This is a genomic window from Microcystis sp. LE19-10.1B (genome assembly GCF_027530565.1).
Taxonomy (GTDB): domain Bacteria; phylum Cyanobacteriota; class Cyanobacteriia; order Cyanobacteriales; family Microcystaceae; genus Microcystis; species Microcystis aeruginosa.
Map to the genome: position 1 here is coordinate 1 of NZ_JAPZQM010000285.1, position 15,586 is coordinate 15,586.

The 15,586-nt window shown below is 40.6% G+C and carries 15 protein-coding genes and 1 CRISPR repeat array; of the genes, 3 read left to right on the forward strand and 12 right to left on the reverse strand.

The annotated features are described in order from the left end of the window. Positions 1-234: 234 nt before the first annotated feature. Both O9332_RS10145 and O9332_RS10150 read right to left on the reverse strand, forming a co-directional pair. A complete protein-coding gene (locus O9332_RS10145) occupies positions 235-717 on the reverse strand; it encodes a DUF29 domain-containing protein (RefSeq protein WP_043998879.1) in 483 nt (160 codons plus the stop codon). A gap of 134 nt (positions 718-851) precedes the next feature. Further along, positions 852-1,544 (reverse strand): Crp/Fnr family transcriptional regulator, encoded by a 693-nt coding sequence (locus O9332_RS10150; protein WP_002757489.1) that lies wholly within the window; start codon positions 1,542-1,544, stop codon positions 852-854. Between the two features lie 474 nt (positions 1,545-2,018). Here O9332_RS10150 and O9332_RS10155 point away from each other — a divergent pair, with 474 nt between their 5' ends. Continuing rightward, the gene (locus tag O9332_RS10155) at positions 2,019-2,207 is read left to right on the forward strand and encodes a hypothetical protein (protein WP_002752772.1); all 189 of its coding nucleotides are present in this window, start codon (positions 2,019-2,021) and stop codon (positions 2,205-2,207) included. Beyond that, entirely contained in the window at positions 2,192-2,488 is a 297-nt protein-coding gene (locus tag O9332_RS10160) for a type II toxin-antitoxin system RelE/ParE family toxin (RefSeq protein ID WP_002737690.1), read from the forward strand. The genes O9332_RS10155 and O9332_RS10160 overlap by 16 nt, the downstream gene beginning before the upstream one ends. 219 nt (positions 2,489-2,707) lie before the next feature. Here O9332_RS10160 and O9332_RS10165 read toward each other — a convergent pair whose 3' ends face one another. Further along, entirely contained in the window at positions 2,708-4,171 is a 1,464-nt protein-coding gene (locus O9332_RS10165; RefSeq protein WP_288025268.1) for a GTP-binding protein, read from the reverse strand. Between the two features lie 154 nt (positions 4,172-4,325). Here O9332_RS10165 and O9332_RS10170 point away from each other — a divergent pair, with 154 nt between their 5' ends. Beyond that, positions 4,326-5,234 carry a transglutaminase family protein gene (locus O9332_RS10170; RefSeq protein ID WP_288025271.1) on the forward strand — a complete coding sequence of 303 codons (909 nt, stop codon included), beginning with the start codon at positions 4,326-4,328 and terminating at the stop codon, positions 5,232-5,234. Positions 5,235-5,579: 345 nt separating this feature from the next. On the opposite strand, the gene O9332_RS10175 is transcribed toward O9332_RS10170, so the two are convergent. The 9 genes from O9332_RS10175 to O9332_RS10215 form a co-directional block, all read right to left on the reverse strand. Then, positions 5,580-7,214, reverse strand: coding sequence for an RAMP superfamily protein (locus tag O9332_RS10175; protein ID WP_288025274.1), 1,635 nt, complete (start codon positions 7,212-7,214; stop codon positions 5,580-5,582). A 5-nt stretch (positions 7,215-7,219) separates the two neighbouring features. After that, positions 7,220-7,627, reverse strand: a complete 408-nt coding sequence (locus tag O9332_RS10180) for a hypothetical protein (RefSeq protein ID WP_002757498.1) — start codon at positions 7,625-7,627, stop codon at positions 7,220-7,222. Positions 7,628-7,646: 19 nt separating this feature from the next. Then, positions 7,647-8,474 carry an RAMP superfamily CRISPR-associated protein gene (locus O9332_RS10185; RefSeq protein WP_288025276.1) on the reverse strand — a complete coding sequence of 276 codons (828 nt, stop codon included), beginning with the start codon at positions 8,472-8,474 and terminating at the stop codon, positions 7,647-7,649. A 382-nt stretch (positions 8,475-8,856) separates the two neighbouring features. Beyond that, positions 8,857-8,982: an AbrB/MazE/SpoVT family DNA-binding domain-containing protein gene (locus tag O9332_RS10190; RefSeq protein WP_002757501.1), complete on the reverse strand. Its 126-nt coding sequence runs from the start codon at positions 8,980-8,982 to the stop codon at positions 8,857-8,859. A gap of 142 nt (positions 8,983-9,124) precedes the next feature. After that, complete coding sequence (locus tag O9332_RS10195) at positions 9,125-10,108, reverse strand: type III-B CRISPR module-associated Cmr3 family protein (RefSeq protein WP_002757504.1); 984 nt, start codon at positions 10,106-10,108, stop codon at positions 9,125-9,127. Positions 10,109-10,118: 10 nt separating this feature from the next. Continuing rightward, a complete protein-coding gene (locus O9332_RS10200; RefSeq protein WP_002757506.1) occupies positions 10,119-11,543 on the reverse strand; it encodes a Cas10/Cmr2 second palm domain-containing protein in 1,425 nt (474 codons plus the stop codon). 7 nt (positions 11,544-11,550) lie between these two features. Further along, complete coding sequence (locus O9332_RS10205; protein WP_002757508.1) at positions 11,551-11,982, reverse strand: SAVED domain-containing protein; 432 nt, start codon at positions 11,980-11,982, stop codon at positions 11,551-11,553. A 119-nt stretch (positions 11,983-12,101) separates the two neighbouring features. Beyond that, positions 12,102-12,671, reverse strand: coding sequence for a hypothetical protein (locus O9332_RS10210; protein ID WP_002757511.1), 570 nt, complete (start codon positions 12,669-12,671; stop codon positions 12,102-12,104). A 15-nt stretch (positions 12,672-12,686) separates the two neighbouring features. Further along, on the reverse strand, positions 12,687-13,289 hold the full coding sequence (locus O9332_RS10215; protein ID WP_002757514.1) for a Uma2 family endonuclease: 603 nt from the start codon (positions 13,287-13,289) through the stop codon (positions 12,687-12,689). Positions 13,290-13,844: 555 nt separating this feature from the next. Further along, positions 13,845-14,829: a CRISPR direct-repeat array (repeat unit 36 nt; unit sequence CCTTACCTATTAGGTCAAATAGGATTAGTTGGAAAC). Positions 14,830-15,586 lie beyond the last annotated feature (757 nt).

The window sequence follows — 15,586 nt, forward strand, 5'->3', positions numbered from 1 at the left end:
AACCTTTATAGAGACAGACATTGCCGCAATTTTTGTCAATTGTTTGCGATCTGGAGCGAACTAATCAATTAAATCTCTTGCCAGATAAGGATTGAGTCGATTTATGCTCCCCTATCGAACCATACCAAGTCCCGAAGAGCCAAAAATACGGATGTTTATTGCCAGAGTGATTGCCCTTGTCTATAAATTGACATACTACTACTATGCTACTTAGTGAAGTGCGGAATGTGGGTCTTAACTAAGAAAAGGTGCGATATCGATGGGGAACCAATCTCCGTCTAATACTTGTTCGAGAGTTAATATAGACTCTAGGGGAATTGTATTTTTATCGACAATTCTCCCATCAATTAGGGTTTGTCTCGCGTCCGAATAGGCTTCCCCGAAGGAATTAAGGGCATGATTTTTCAGTGTTGGGGTTTTCATCTTTTTTTTCAGTTGCACTCGAAAAGTGGCTATCTCTCCTAGCCAATGACGCGCGTTTCGTTCTCTTTCCGTTGTCCAATAACTCAGTTTTAAAAGATGAATTAATAGTTGAGTTAATAAACTTTCGACAGCTTGGCGCTCGCTTTTTCCCATGCACTCTACTTCCTCGATCAGATTTTCCCAGTCCACTCTGTTAAACTCTTTTCGCTTTAAAAGTTCGGCGGTTTTTTCTGTCCAGAGAACAAAATCTTCCTCGTAGAGAACGGAGAGCGATAGCGGGGTTTGTGCGGTCATAATAGATTTCTGGCGTTGCTGATTTGTGATAGGAATTTTGTTGTGTGGGGTTTTTAAAACCTGGAGCCAAACTAACTTTTGGATAGGATGCACAGTTAGCATTCATAGCTTGAGTCAGCAACACCGCAGAAAAATTAATTCTGACTCAAAAATAAACTGGGCAATCCGATAAGATTATCCTGCTTAAAAAAGATCGAATTTTGTTGTCGCAATTTACCGATTAATCTTGTTACTGTTACTCTGGTAGTGCCGATGGCGCTGGCAATTTGAGCGTGAGTTAGGGGATAGGGAAGATAATAGCCTTCTACACAGGGTTGACCGTATTCTTCCAATAATAGAACCAAGAACCCCATTAATCGATCGAGGGAGCGTTTTTGACCGAGAATACTCAACCAAAATAACTTACGCTGGTATTGATGGCGAAAAGTTTCCATAACAGCCGATCGCAATTGCGGCCATTTTTCTAGGTCTTCCCAGTATAACCAGACTAATTCGGTCTCGTCTAGATGAGCTTGGGCTTGTAATTGAAAGGGAAATTGAGAAACAATCTCAAAAGGTTGACCTGCACCCACAAAACCGAGAAATACTTCTTCACTATCGGCAATAGGTAGTTGACGGGGGAATTTTTGGTCGATAACGTTAACTTGTGCCTTACCAAGAATACGAATCGCCCCAGATTCGACAAAGTATAATAGCCCGGGGCGCGTGGCTACTTTTTCATCTTTAGCAAAGGTATGGTTACGATAATGGGATTTTGCCCAGTTAAAGATTTCTGTTTCTTGACCGATTAAGGGTATAAAATCCGACGAAGGAACCGAAGAAGACATTAAAATTAATAACCCACTGGGGCGTTGAGGGAACTGTAAACTAATGTAACAAAAAATTGCTGCGATTGGGGGGGGGTCTTGTGGCCGCTAGATGCTTATTGGCAATAATCCCTAAAAGTTGCGGGGATTGAGCAGATAGGAGAATTATTAAGTATTCTTAACAGAATACCCGCCCCAATGTTACAAAAGCGAGATAATCACCTTATCTATTCTTAACTTTTTCTCGCTTTTCTGGGGACTATGGCATAAGATAGGATGCGTAACTATTAGTTTTCTATCTATGATATAGCGTTTCTCATAAAAATGAAGTATAAAGAAATTTGGCATTATCTCTTGGCGACCAGCTACTGTTAACCGTTCCCTGTTCCCTAAAACCAGATACTTCGTACCTCACTATTAAGATAACTGCTATAGATGATAGTTGATAGATAATTTAAATTTATACTTTTCCTTAAAAACTTCGGTCAAACTTGTATGAATAGCATTAGACAAAAAGTGGAATCCCTCTTGAATCAATTACCGGATGATTGTTCAATTGAAGATATTCAGTATCATTTATACGTTCTGGAGAAGGTGCGTCAAAGTTTGAGCGCGGCTTCTCTAGAGAATACAATCCCCCAAGAAGAAGTTGAGGGTCTTTTAAACAAATGGCTGATCGAGTGAATTATCGCCTTGTCTGGTCGCCCAAAGCAATTGAAGACGTGGATGCGATCGCATCTTATATTAGTCGAGATTCCCCGTCCTACGCGGCGGCCGTCGTGCGTCGAATTCTTGATATAAGCTATTCTTTAGAAAATTGTCCCCTAGAAGCGAAAAAATGCGCCGAATTTAGCGATGATACCATCCGAGAAAAGTCTGCCTATGCCTACCGTCTGATCTATCAAATTCAAGGGGCGGTAGTTATTATAGCGGCGATCGTCCATAGTAAGCATTTCTTGGATTGATCGAGTCAGTGATCAGTGATCAGTTATCAGTTATCAGATTTGAGTTTTCAGTTCACAAGGGCCGAATCTAAAACCAAATTTGTTGAGCTAAAAGCTTTAATCTACTCAGTTTCTAGCCTTCTTTTTAGGTAGGAGAATTGCCAGATTCTTTCTGGGAGCCTCTTGCCTCTTGCCTCTTGCCTTCAGTTCACTGATTACTGATTACTGTTTACTGGACGGCTACGCCGTGCCTTTGGCAACACTGAAAAGTCCCCCACCCCCCAATTTTGAGCCTAATTCCCGCTTAATCCGGTTGAGAATCGAGGTTTCATCGAGGGAATCGAGAATACTGGCTACCACTGCCTTCGGGCCATCGGGTCCCCAGGTGGCCCCATTAGCGAGATAGGTTTTCGTCACTTGGCCGATCGCGTAACAGGATACACCGGCAACCCCCGCTTGAGTCAGGGCGATCGAAGTATAGGGAAGGAGAGAAATGCCGCCAGTGGCAGGAATCGAGAGACCGAGCAGTCCTTTTAGGGAACTTAAACCCAAAACCGCTAAAAATTCGCTGGCACTAATACCCCCCATATTGAGGGCAATTTTTTGTAAAAGAGCGATCGCCCCCTGACGAGTTAAATCGATGCCGTATAAGCGAGAAAGAGCGAGAATCATGGCTAGATCGATAACTGCCCCCGTAAACAGATCCAACACCGTCACCGGATTCAGAGCGATCGCCGATGCTTTGATCATCACTGCTTTTTGAATCAATTGATTAGCCCCGCGATCACGGATAGCCATTTTGCGGGCGACAATTTGCTCGTTTACCTCGTCCGCATACAGCATAGAATTGAGTGCTACGAGCGATTTACCCTCTCGCTCTAGAATTTCCAAAATTTTGAGTTTCAGGGCTTCTATCTGGGGGTTTCCCCGAAATCGTTGCGTTTTTAGCCGTCCATCCTGCCCCTTGACGGTCTCCGCCAAGAGGGGAGAGGCCGCCACCATAACAATCTCATCGGGGGAGAGTAGTTCTTTCACCCGTTCTGAGGCGATTTTCTCATAGATAGCGAGGCGATCGACTTCTGGATACTGATCGATTTTATTAAAGACCAAAATCATCGGTTTTCCCGCTTCCCGCAACTTGGCCAGGGCGGAAAATTCCACTTTGGTCATATCACCGGAGATGATAAAAAGGATTAAATCCACCTGCTGCGCCACCTGACAGGCGAGAATTTCCCTCGTTTGCCCATCTACCTCATCAATACCGGGAGTATCAAGCAATTGCACCTGAGCATTACCCTGGCCGTTCAGGGTCAGACGCTCTAGATTAGGGAAAGTATCATCGCTGCTTAACTGCCAATTTACCCCTTTAATGGTGCGGGTAACTCCGTGTAGAGGACCGGTTGTAAAGATTTCTTGACCGACTAGAGCATTTAAAATCGAGGATTTTCCCCGGCCCACCAGACCAAAAGCGGCAATTTGAATCAGGGATCGATCGAGTTTTTCCAGCAGGGCCACTAGGCGATCGATCTCCGCTTCTAGACCAATTTTCTCGATCGAGGTAAGATCGAGACGCTCAACAAGTTTGCTCAGAGAATTGCGTGCCTGATTATAGTTGAGTTCTTCTTGAATAGTGCCGACACCTCGAAGCGCTTGTTCTAGGTCTTCGGTATTCCAAGCTCGATCGAGGAACGGGTCAGAGGTCATTTCAGTTATCAGTTATCGGTTATCAGTTGTCAGTGATTAAGTGGGTGGGTGTTAAAAATTGTCAGATACCCCCCTTATCAAGGGGGGATTAAGGGGGGATCAAGGGGGGATTTATCTTCAATTATAACCAGCTACTTTATTAAGGATAATCAGGATGAGTGTCATCTACGACTTGGAACACATCACCACCTATCATTATCGTAAACCGGTAACTTTTGGGGAACATCGGGCAATTTTTTTGCCTAGTGCCGGTCACGGTGAAAGAATTATCAGTTATTCTGTAGAAGCGAATATTGCCGCCAAAACGCGCTGGACTATGGATACTCTATCTAACAATGTGGTAGAGCTTGAATTTGCTGAACCAGCGTCAGAATTAATCGTTACCTGTCGATTACGGGCGGAACATTTTGGCTTAAAAGCGATCGCTGATTTTCCCCTCGCTCAACGGGCGATCGAAATTCCCATCCAGTACACCCCCGATGAATGGTCAGATCTAGTGGTGTTTATGCGTCCCCACGCTGAGGATGCCGACGGCAGCTTGGCAGCTTGGGCCAAAAGTTTTGTAGCGGGGGACCAAGATGATACCCTCGATGTCATGGCAAGAATGATGGCGGCTATCAAAGATAATTTTACCTACCAATCCAGGGAGAGTGAAGGAACTCAATCCCCCGGAGAAACCCTGCGGCTAAAGTCGGGAACTTGTCGCGATTATGCTTGGTTAATGATCGAAGCTTTGCGAAGATTGGGTTTAGCCTGTCGTTTTGTCAGTGGCTATCTCTACGATGCTGCCCTCGACGGTGGTGAAGTGGGGATGACTGGCTCTGGTGCTACCCATGCTTGGTTACAGGTTTATCTACCGGGGGCCGGTTGGCGTAATTATGATCCGACTAATCAAATTACCGCCGGCTTTGATTTAATTCGAGTGGCGATCGCTCGTCATCCCGGTCAAATCATACCTCTTTCTGGTTCTTGGTTTGGTGATGCCGATGACTATTTATCTATGGATGTTAAAGTGACCATTCGCAAGCTGGGGACGCTGCCAGATTTTGATCCGAGGGAATAGGTTGAATTTCGGGTTTTTCCTTGACCGGCGATCGGTTTCTGACTCCCCCAAAGGAAAACTTACTACTTCACTATTAGGATAACTGCTAAGGTGTTCGTAATTTAAAGCGAATATTCCCGTTAGGTTTTAGCATTTTTATCGATTTTTGTCAAGATATATTTGACACAATTTATTAGAAAAAGGGTTTCTAAAAGAAACCCTTTTTCTGCTTTCCAACTAATCCTATTTGACCTAATAGGTAAGGAATAAGAGTAGGGCTAATTCATGAATTAGCCCTACTTTTTTAGGTTCCAACTAATCCTAATGTGTAATTAATTTTGCTTAGGTAATTAACTGTAAACGGGATTATTTCGGCCAAAGTTTTTGAAATTTTCCCGCTTGACCATTATTCTCGTCTAGAAAACCTAGAAAATAAGCACAATCATCAGAGTCATCGGGAAAAATTGTTAATAATTCTAGGTATTGATGATTATTTTTGGGATACATTCGATGCCAAAGACAACCAACTTGATTGATATTTTTTGTTACTATTCCTGTCACCGAGGTTTTATAGATACTTAAATTATCCAATTTTTGATAGGCTTTGTGAAGCCATTTTATGGCTAGGGAATCATCTTTATCTTCGGCAATTCTTCCCCAAACCTCGACATTTTTAGGATGCCAACTTTCTCGCCAGTTAGCACTATTATCGGGAGTTCTGAGGATATTTTCTTGTAAGGACATCCATTGTTTAGCAATAGTGCGAACATCTTTGATAAAGGGATGAACATGAGTTAAATCTCTGACTTTATTATCGTTAATTAAAGAACTTTTATTCCCCCATTGCCAATGACAGCCAATTAAGGGTTTATTGGGATAATAATCCTCATAGAAAATACTATGATCTGCTCGTCGCCATGATTTACCAAATCCTCCTAATAACATGGCAAAACGAGTGAGAAAACAAATTAATTTTTTTAAGCATTCTTGCTGGTTTTCGGGGAGAGATTGGGATTGGGTGAGAATCCAGCGCAATTCTCCTGTTACTGTGTAGGTGGGTTCCTTGTAACCCTTGGCAAAGGTTCCTAACTCTAGAGATTTGACACAAAAATCGACCGCTAGTAAACCTTGGGTTGCTTCTCCGTCAATTCCTCCAAATAGCTGATTAACTAACTTTTCGGCATTTTTAGCATCAGTTAAACCGCCAAAAATACGCAAGGCATGACCGCGAATTGCTCCTCGAAAAATATTGGGTCGAAATTCCCTTGCACCATCGAGGCTTTTAGGAGCCATTCCTTGGCCTTTCAGAAAACATTTATATAAAGGTTCTTTTGAAGGTTTAATGTCTTTTGGTAAGCCATAACCGCTACTAACACGGCATCCTAGACCAGATTCTAAAGCTCTTTCCCAGATAGTCCAAATCTCCTCCCAATCGGGTTGTTCTATTGAGGTAGAAATGCCAAATTTTAGGTTAGGTTGATAGAGAGAAATTAAAGCAAAACCACTTTCTCCACTGGGTTTTTGTCGAGTGTTTGGGGTTTTTACTTGCCATCCCTGTTGCGGGTGAACAATATCTAAAAGATTTTCCGTCCAATCATTAACGGGATAACCGCCATGGAAGCGCAAAAGACTAGGGTTATCGCTATCTTTTTCGAGGTGATAACGTTGTTTTTGTTCGGGGGTGCAAGCTTGACAAAAGGCTCCTTTCATGCTGGAACCGGGATAAAATGGTATGCCATAAGCACCCATTACAGGCCGAATTATTCCTTCATCTTGTCCCCCATTAGTGACAAATCGCCACGATATTTGATATTCTTTGGTTTTTACTTCTTGACCAAATTGGGGAGGATTTTCATCGACTCGTTCTATCCATTCTTTTACCCATTTTTGGCTATCATTTTCATCTTTTTTAGAGTCAATATATTGTAATTGCGATCGCCCTTTGGTTTGTGCGCGAAACATCAGGGGGATTTTGTCACCAATATCGGGAATATTAACCATATAATTTATCGTTCCTTTGTTCCTTTATATCTTTGAGTCCACCAAACTAAACAATCGCATAGTTGCGTTAAAACAGCGAGGGTAATTCTCTGGTCTTCTAGCTTTAATTCCCAGAGTTTTTCTGCCATTGCTTGAACAGATTCGGTATCATTTACCTGTACGGTATCGTTAGGGATAGGAATCCCCGCTTCTGCCATGGTTTCGACTAATTTATCCCAAGTTTCTTTCCAGTATTTTGCCTTATTGGTTTCCTTGGATTGTAAGCGCAGATGTTCACCCCAGAATCTTTCTAGTCCATAGGAAACGGATTCACGCATTTTAAAAGATTGATTGAGAGAATCTCGGTCTCGTAGTTTGGCAGCGAGAACTAATTTCTGAGCAATGCGATCGAGATTGTATTCTTTCCAAGCCATAATATTAGATAAAATGTAATTATTGATTGGCGTAGTTTAAAATAGTAACTTGGCAACGACCGAAACCGATGGATTCTAATCCTCCGAAATATAATTCTTTTTGGTTTACCGATTCTCCAAAAGGTTGCCATCCTGTTTCTTTGCAAGCAATGGGAAAAACTAAAATACTACCCACGGGTAAAGCTTCCACATTGAAAAAAGCTCCTGTTTCTGTATCCACTTTTTTCTGATCTTCTAGTAGTTTAACCCGGCTTTGTCGGTAGAGTGCCATATCGTGCAGCATGGATATATCGTTATCATTAACGACGACTAATTGAGAAGCTTTTAAATCCGCTTGCGGGGGAATCCACGAAGAAAGCTCCTCTAAGTGTTCAATTTCGAGAAATCCTAAGTTAAAAAATAAAACTTTGCTATTGCGGTTAACTCCCTGCACTACTCGCGCTTGTAAACTAGGGGAAGCAGTATAGGGATTGGGTACTTTTGCAGAGATTCCCGTGATTTGTTTATAGCGTTTTAATAATAGGGGAGAAGTGACCCAAACTATCGGCTGCCCCGGACAAAATACCGGCAACCAAACGAGGGAAGCATATTCAAATTTAACTTTTGCTTCGGTGGTTCCTCCGTCTTCTTGTCCTGGGATTGTTTCGTGTCCGTACCATGTACGTTTTTCATCTATATTGTTCATATCGGCACGAAAACGGCCGCGAATAGAACTACCAGGGATAATTGCTGTTTGGGTGAATTGGTCACGAAAAATGAGGTTAAGATTACCCGTTTCTTCTCCTGCGGTTGCTCCCACATGAAGGGGTGCTAAGGTTTCAAGTATGCCATAACTTTTGTGATACATTTTTTGGTAAAAGTGAGTATTTTAGATGCTTAGAGATTATTCTAAACTAGGTTAATATTAATGTCAGAATTTTCTAAGATTTTGTTAATATTTGATCGTGGTATTTAGGCTATTAGGACAGCACAAAGCTAAGTAGGTGGGTGGAATTAAATATAAAATGAACGTAGGTTGGGTTGAAGCATGAAACCCAACGCCCGCATGGGTTACGCTACCGCTAACCCATCCTACAAATAATTGTGCCTACCTACTTAAGTAGGTGGGTGGAATTAAATATAAAATGAACGTAGGTTGGGTTGAAGCATGAAACCCAACGCCCGCATGGGTTACGCTACCGCTAACCCATCCTACAAATAATTGTGCCTACCTACTTATAGGTTTATTCCTAATCAATTGCAACACCCTTTAATAATTCATCGATTTCTTTAGCCATTTCCTCTGTGTAAGGAGTGAGAGAAGAAGGGTTTTTAAAGGCATCTTCTACCAAAAAATCTAAAAACATACGCAGCATTTTATTTTTGCTAATTTTTGAGCTTTGATTATTACCACTTTTTCAATAATCTAATAAAGCTTTTCGGGGAAATCTAGTTTTTAGTTTTGCCATAGCTATCACTTATGCTCGTCTCATTTACCCTACTCAATAATTATAGGCTTTATTTGGCAATATTTTCTAAGGGTAAGGCTAATCCGCAGCCCCAACGTTTGAGAGAAACCCCTTCGGTGGGGAACCAAGATTCCTGCCAATTTTGCCAAGATGGTAAGGGGTTTTTTAAGCGATAAACTGTTCCTGCGGGAACTGCATAACGTCCCCTAGATAAGCGCTTAACTTTATCTTTTCCTCCGAATCGATAACGATAGGTTATTGGTCTTTCGGTGTTGAGGGTTTCTAATTGCCAATCACTGGGATTGCGAGTTGATAGGCGATTTGTTCCCCAGATTGCGGCAGTAATGAGGGCAAAATATTGACCGACATCTTGATTAAATAAAGTTTGGAGATGGCTGCTTAGTTCAAGTGATTTAACTTCCACTAGATGGGATTCCCCACCAAAGCGATACCAGCCATTTTCTAGGGGTTGATTAGCTAAATAAACTAGACAAGCATCTGGATGTAACTGAACGGCATTTTCGAGGAATAATTCTCCAGTTTTTACCTTTCTTTGCTCCTCTAACAAACGCGGATGGAGATGGGGATGATATTGCCACGGAGAACCATAGGCTTTTTGAGGATTATACCATTGGTTGATAGGAATCCAACTATCTCGATCGAATTTTCCCTCAATTTGTTTACTGTCTTTCTCTTGCCATTTTTCTTGCCATGTTAAGGTGTGTTGAATTTTTCCATTGTCGTTATTTTCTTGGTCTTGAAAATAATTTGCGAGGGGTTTTTTAGCCAGATAAATAAAGGGAGTGGGGACAAAAAAGTTATCTGGTTGTTCACTGTTTGCCCAAAAAGGGCCGGCAATTTGTAAATCGCGAATATTGGTGGGATTGCTGTGAGCAAATAGTCCCGAAACTGTGGCAGCAGTGGGGGGAAAACGATTTCCTGAACGTCCAACTAGATTTTCTGGAGACAGAAACGGACCGGCGCTACCGTAGAGAAATCCCAAAGGTTTAATTATGATCAGATATTGCAGCATTTTTCTATGTTTAGGTGAGATGATTGACCACTTTTGAGAGGTTAATTACCCAGTTATTTCTATCTTGGTGAGAGGTGGTATCAATGGGTATATTTTGATTAAAATAAAGGTTAAAAACTGCATTGGCAATATCGTGATTATCATCGGTAAAAGCGCGGCGATTTTCTAAAGTTGCTATATCATTATAGAAATGTGTCCAGTTTTTTCCTTCACTGCGATCGCAATAACTATCGAGGATATCTTTTAAGTTTTCCCAGGGACAAACCCACTCTAAATAGTTACCACTGTTAAAAAGAATTCGCACCGCGAGACGATTTTTACCTTGATTTTTAGCGGATTTTTCTGCTTCTCGACATTGTTGTAATATGTCACGCTGAGGAACTCCTGAAGCTGCCCAAACGAAACCGACGCTAACAGTTATATCCTGAGAATAACCGTGTTTTGGCCAGATTTCCCGATGAAATTGATCAAACCAATATAGACAATCTTGTAGGGTTAATTTTGGTTCTGATTTTTGTGGAAACAAAACCCCTAGAAAGTCATCTCCTCCTCCATAAATAATGCGACCAAAGTTAAGATAATTTTCTAGTTCTTCTCCCCATTGTCGCATTCTTTGACTAAATTCTTTTCTTGAGGATATGGACAGATTTTTTAGGTAATTTCCCATCCCGTCACCGTCCCCTTGAAACCATCCTGTATAGGATTTTTCCTCGTAGCGATTTAGTTCCACAAATTTTTTAGGAAGTTCTAGGTTTAAAGGCTTGCCAATATCATATAATGTAATCATTCTTTTGACTAATTCGGGAATGCTAAGACGTTCGGTTTCATCGAGGATAGCATTAGAAAGTTTTTGACTTAATTGTTGATAAAATTCAGTGATTTGCTGATTTTGTTGGGAAATACTAGAATATAAAGGATGGGTTTGATCCGTCATTCCATACCAAACAATGGCATCGGAACCCGATAAGCTAGAACTTTCTCCTTGCCAATTAATTCCCGTCCAATCTCGTTGATATTTTTTCTGTTGCAGACTTTTAAACGCACAATCGATCGAGTCCTCTTGCGCCCAGAAGAATTCCCAAGTATGATTAATCCATAGGTTCCATTCTCGTCGCCAAGTATAATTGTATTGTGGTAAATTTTGTTCAATCCAAACCCGACACTTATTAACCACTTTTTGCCATGCGTCATCGAAGACTTGTTCGGCCTCTTTTTCGGGAAAATTACCCGCGATTAAGATTTGGTTGGGAGTTCCTCTTTTAACGTCAATTAAAGCGGGAGAAATAAGGCTACACCCAGGATATTTACCCGCTGCCTGACAGATAGCATCGGCAAGATAGGATAATAAAAAAGAACCACCGTACAAGTCCCTTAGTTTACGCGATTTTCCGATGAATCCTTGCACAGGAGCAAAGGTAATTACAGTATAGTTCATTTTATCTTTACCGTCCTCGATAAAGTTTAAATTCCTGAAGATTAATAAGATTTCTGTAGGTAGAATTCCCGTATTGAGTCAGGAGAATTGGCCAGTATTGTTGAACGGCCATTCCGACAAGTATTCCCAAAGTTATAGGCATGGAATAAACTAGCTTAATCTCTTGATAGTTTTTTTGTTGAGCGATGTTGACAGTTTTAAAGATTTCTCTAAAATATTGTAGCCAATCTTCATTTTTTTCGATTGTACCACTGCCTTTACTTTCCAGATAAATTAAATCGCCGTAGTTTTCAATACTCTGATCATTAAGATTAATTTTATGGGAAGAAACATCGATGGCTATAGTTACTCTATCTTGACCTTTTTCGGTGACAACACGCTCAAATTTTTCGTATTCCTTAATATCTTCTTTAAGTTTGCGATCGCTAATTTCCACCACAGGATAATAACTATCAGAAGATTTATTATATTGAAAGATTTTTACTCCTTCGGTAGCGAGAATAGTAAGCTAAACGGCGCTTAACCTGCATGATCCAACAGCTATAACCCTTTTGGAGTCTATATCGGTGATCCGAAGTAAAAGCCGTTTAGCTTACCGACCATAATAGCGACGCTAATCGGACCGATATAGGCAAGATAAATAATAGTATTTTGGGGAGTTTTTTTCTTAAGTTTCTCTAGATTATAGCGGAGTATTTGCAGAAAAGCTCTCAGCATTTCTTGATCATAAATATCACAGGAGTAGTTAAAAATTAAGTCTGTTTCGCTAATATTGAGATACTGGTCAAGATTATTTTGATGATCTTTGTATTTATTTTCTGTTTCGATGATATTAAAAAGCGATTGCAGAGCCTTATTACTATCGGCAGGATTAGCAATATTAATCACTATCGGTAGAGGAATCGCCTGATGTTTATAGAGGTCGTATTTCTGAGATTCTAGCCAGATACCGATGATAACTAGAGCCAAAGTAATCAGAAAAATTAGATAATATCCCTGGCCAAATTGATCGGCAATTAGTGCTAAAATAGCGGCGATGGCTAATGCTGCATTGGTGAGGGGATTAAAGATAATATTATAGGGATATTGACGCAGATTACCCAGGACATTTTTAAGAGATTTCAGCATAATTTTACTAGAGATTTAGGGCATAATATCGAGAAGACACAGAGACAATTCGGGAAAAACTGCCGAACTAATGCGCTCATAAAGACGATATAATTTTTGTTGATATTCATCACCTTCTAGCTGATAAATAGTCAAAGTAGGCTGTTTGGGTTTACCGATAAAAGAGATGCCACCCAATCCACGAAAATCGACAATCCAATATTCAGCAATACCTAAAGATGAGTATTCTTCAACTTTGCGTGCATAATCATCTTGCCAATTACTACTAACCACTTCTACCACTAATTTAATTGCTTGGGAGCTAGTTAAAATTGCTTGTTTTTCCCAGAGAGGTTCGGTGCTAAAGTCCACTTCATCCAAAATGATGACATCGGGACGTAAAGCAGTAGCTTGACCCGATTCTGGACGGAGCAAACAGTTTTTAGGAATTGTCCAGGGTAGATGTAATCGCAAGATTTCTCCCCACAGTCTTCCTGCGATTTTTCCCGCTACGGATTCCTGAAGTCCAGTGGGTTCCATGTCTCGCAACTCCCCGTCAATTAATTGATAGCGTGGGTCATCTCCATACTGGTTTAAAAAGTCTTCAAAAGTGAATAATTTAGGAGATAGGTAGGTCATGATTTTTATCGGATTAGACCTAAAGCTTGTTGTTGTTATCCATGATACTGATTGCTCGCCAGAATCGGGGGATTTTGGGGGTTAAAAAATCCTTAAAAAAAACTCCCACCCCCGCTACCCTCCTTAATCAGTAGCTAGACAATTAATTACAGATAATTACTTAAGCAAAATTAATTACACATCGAGAGGCGGAAACTGTACGCTAAAGTAGTAGAAAGGGTCAATCCTCAAGAGGATGATGTGCGCTTCTATGGGATTTCCGAAGAAGCTGTCTCTAGATTATTGGTGATGGGAGGTTCTCCTCCTCAACCACCCCCAAATCTCTACATCATCTAGCTTGTCCCCTAACTCTTGACTGAAAATCGATGCACCCCCTCCCCGACCTAAAACCCCGATTCTCTGGTTGAGGTGCGTCGATTGCTCTCCCAGTCAGGGTTCTACCCTTTGGTATCGGGACTTTTACCCCCCCCGGGACCACTTTTTAACCCTCTTTTTGCAGGTGCGTCGATTTGGGGGTCTGTCTTCCCCTCTCGATGAGACTTTCCAAGGGGTACTCCTTACCTATTAGGTCAAATAGGATTAGTTGGAAACACAAAAGTTCGGAATGCCGAATACCAGACTACGACTCCTTACCTATTAGGTCAAATAGGATTAGTTGGAAACGACTCATGAGGTCCAAGGCCTTATATATAACAATATCCTTACCTATTAGGTCAAATAGGATTAGTTGGAAACCCTCGTTCCCAGTGAGTCTGGAAAGGGTGGCCCCTCCTTACCTATTAGGTCAAATAGGATTAGTTGGAAATCTACACAATCAATGACTTTTTCCCATAACTCTTTACCTTACCTATTAGGTCAAATAGGATTAGTTGGAAACTCTGGATAATTTTGTTGGCAAAAATCGAGGATTTTTTCCTTACCTATTAGGTCAAAGAGGATTAGTTGGAAACTAGAAAAGTAGGGCTAATTCATGAATTAGCCCTACTCTTACTGCTTGCCTATTAGGTTAAATAGGATTAGTTGGAAACTTAAAATAGGCGGCTTGCTCGTTAAGATTTCGTAAACCTTACCTATTAGGTCAAATAGGATTAGTTGGAAACATTTTTGATGGCGGCTTGCTCACCATCGAGAGTTGACCTTACCTATTAGGTCAAATAGGATTAGTTGGAAACTAAAAAAGTAGGGCTAATTCATGAATTAGCCCTACTCTTACTCCTTACCTATTAGGTCAAATAGGATTAGTTGGAAACATTAGAGTCAATTTTCGTGAAATCAATATCAATTCCCTTACCTATTAGGTCAAATAGGATTAGTTGGAAACACTTAAAGCGTTCACCAAAAAAATCAGAGGATTCGTCCTTACCTATTAGGTTAAATAGGATTAGTTGGAAAACTTAATTTCGCCATTTATTTTTACCTTTTGATCCTTACCTATTAGGTCAAATAGGATTAGTTGGAAACTAAAAGAGTAGGGCTAATTCATGAATTAGCCCTACTCTTACTCCTTACCTATTAGGTCAAATAGGATTAGTTGGAAACGAATAAAAACGCAATCGTCAAAGGCTTGCTTAATAGTTGCCTTACCTATTAGGTCAATAGGATTAGTTGGAAACTAATCGGGAACCTCTACAGGAAAATAACCAGCATCGGCTATTTCTTCCTTACCTATTAGGTCAAATAGGATTAGTTGGAAACTAAAAAAGTAGGGCTAATTCATGAATTAGCCCTACTCTTACTCCTTACCTATTAGGTCAAATAGGATTAGTTGGAAACTCTGGAATATATTCCAAAACTGTAAGAGGCTTTTCCCTTACCTATTAGGTCAAATAGGATTAGTTGGAAACATTAAAACGAATTTCTTTAATTTCTGTGGATTTGGTACAAACCTTACCTATTAGGTCTAATAGGATTAGTTGGAAACAGGCTACGATTAGCAAGGCATTTGGAACACCAGCAATTCTCATTTTGAAATAAATAGAGCATTAACCCCGATTTTGGCATTGAAAATAAAGTACAAAGTAACTATTTTATAGGAGAGGCGATCACTAAAAAAAACAATTGGCTGGACAAATTAAGTATAAATACTCAAGCAATCAAAGAGGTTGGCTGAGAATGAACGGGGTTAATTCAGGAAGATAGTTCTGTTTTTAGAATAGGGAATTCAAGGGAAATAAAAATTTATAATTATTGTCAGCTAAGGTAAAATGGGTGAGTTAGAAATCCACCAGCACGTCAAATTATTCCAAGATGGCTCAAAAAGCGGCAACCCTAGAAATTTCGGAATTAATGCAATTTTT

Bases quoted from the DNA above. Each gene is read 5' to 3' on its own strand.
- O9332_RS10145 (WP_043998879.1), bottom strand. From the start codon at position 717: ATGACCGCACAAACCCCGCTATCGCTCTCCGTTCTCTACGAGGAAGAT.
- O9332_RS10150 (WP_002757489.1), bottom strand. From the start codon at position 1,544: ATGTCTTCTTCGGTTCCTTCGTCGGATTTTATACCCTTAATCGGTCAA.
- O9332_RS10155 (WP_002752772.1), top strand. From the start codon at position 2,019: ATGAATAGCATTAGACAAAAAGTGGAATCCCTCTTGAATCAATTACCG.
- O9332_RS10160 (WP_002737690.1), top strand. From the start codon at position 2,192: ATGGCTGATCGAGTGAATTATCGCCTTGTCTGGTCGCCCAAAGCAATT.
- O9332_RS10165 (WP_288025268.1), bottom strand. From the start codon at position 4,171: ATGACCTCTGACCCGTTCCTCGATCGAGCTTGGAATACCGAAGACCTA.
- O9332_RS10170 (WP_288025271.1), top strand. From the start codon at position 4,326: ATGAGTGTCATCTACGACTTGGAACACATCACCACCTATCATTATCGT.
- O9332_RS10175 (WP_288025274.1), bottom strand. From the start codon at position 7,214: ATGGTTAATATTCCCGATATTGGTGACAAAATCCCCCTGATGTTTCGC.
- O9332_RS10180 (WP_002757498.1), bottom strand. From the start codon at position 7,627: ATGGCTTGGAAAGAATACAATCTCGATCGCATTGCTCAGAAATTAGTT.
- O9332_RS10185 (WP_288025276.1), bottom strand. From the start codon at position 8,474: ATGTATCACAAAAGTTATGGCATACTTGAAACCTTAGCACCCCTTCAT.
- O9332_RS10190 (WP_002757501.1), bottom strand. From the start codon at position 8,982: ATGCTGCGTATGTTTTTAGATTTTTTGGTAGAAGATGCCTTTAAAAAC.
- O9332_RS10195 (WP_002757504.1), bottom strand. From the start codon at position 10,108: ATGCTGCAATATCTGATCATAATTAAACCTTTGGGATTTCTCTACGGT.
- O9332_RS10200 (WP_002757506.1), bottom strand. From the start codon at position 11,543: ATGAACTATACTGTAATTACCTTTGCTCCTGTGCAAGGATTCATCGGA.
- O9332_RS10210 (WP_002757511.1), bottom strand. From the start codon at position 12,671: ATGCTGAAATCTCTTAAAAATGTCCTGGGTAATCTGCGTCAATATCCC.
- O9332_RS10215 (WP_002757514.1), bottom strand. From the start codon at position 13,289: ATGACCTACCTATCTCCTAAATTATTCACTTTTGAAGACTTTTTAAAC.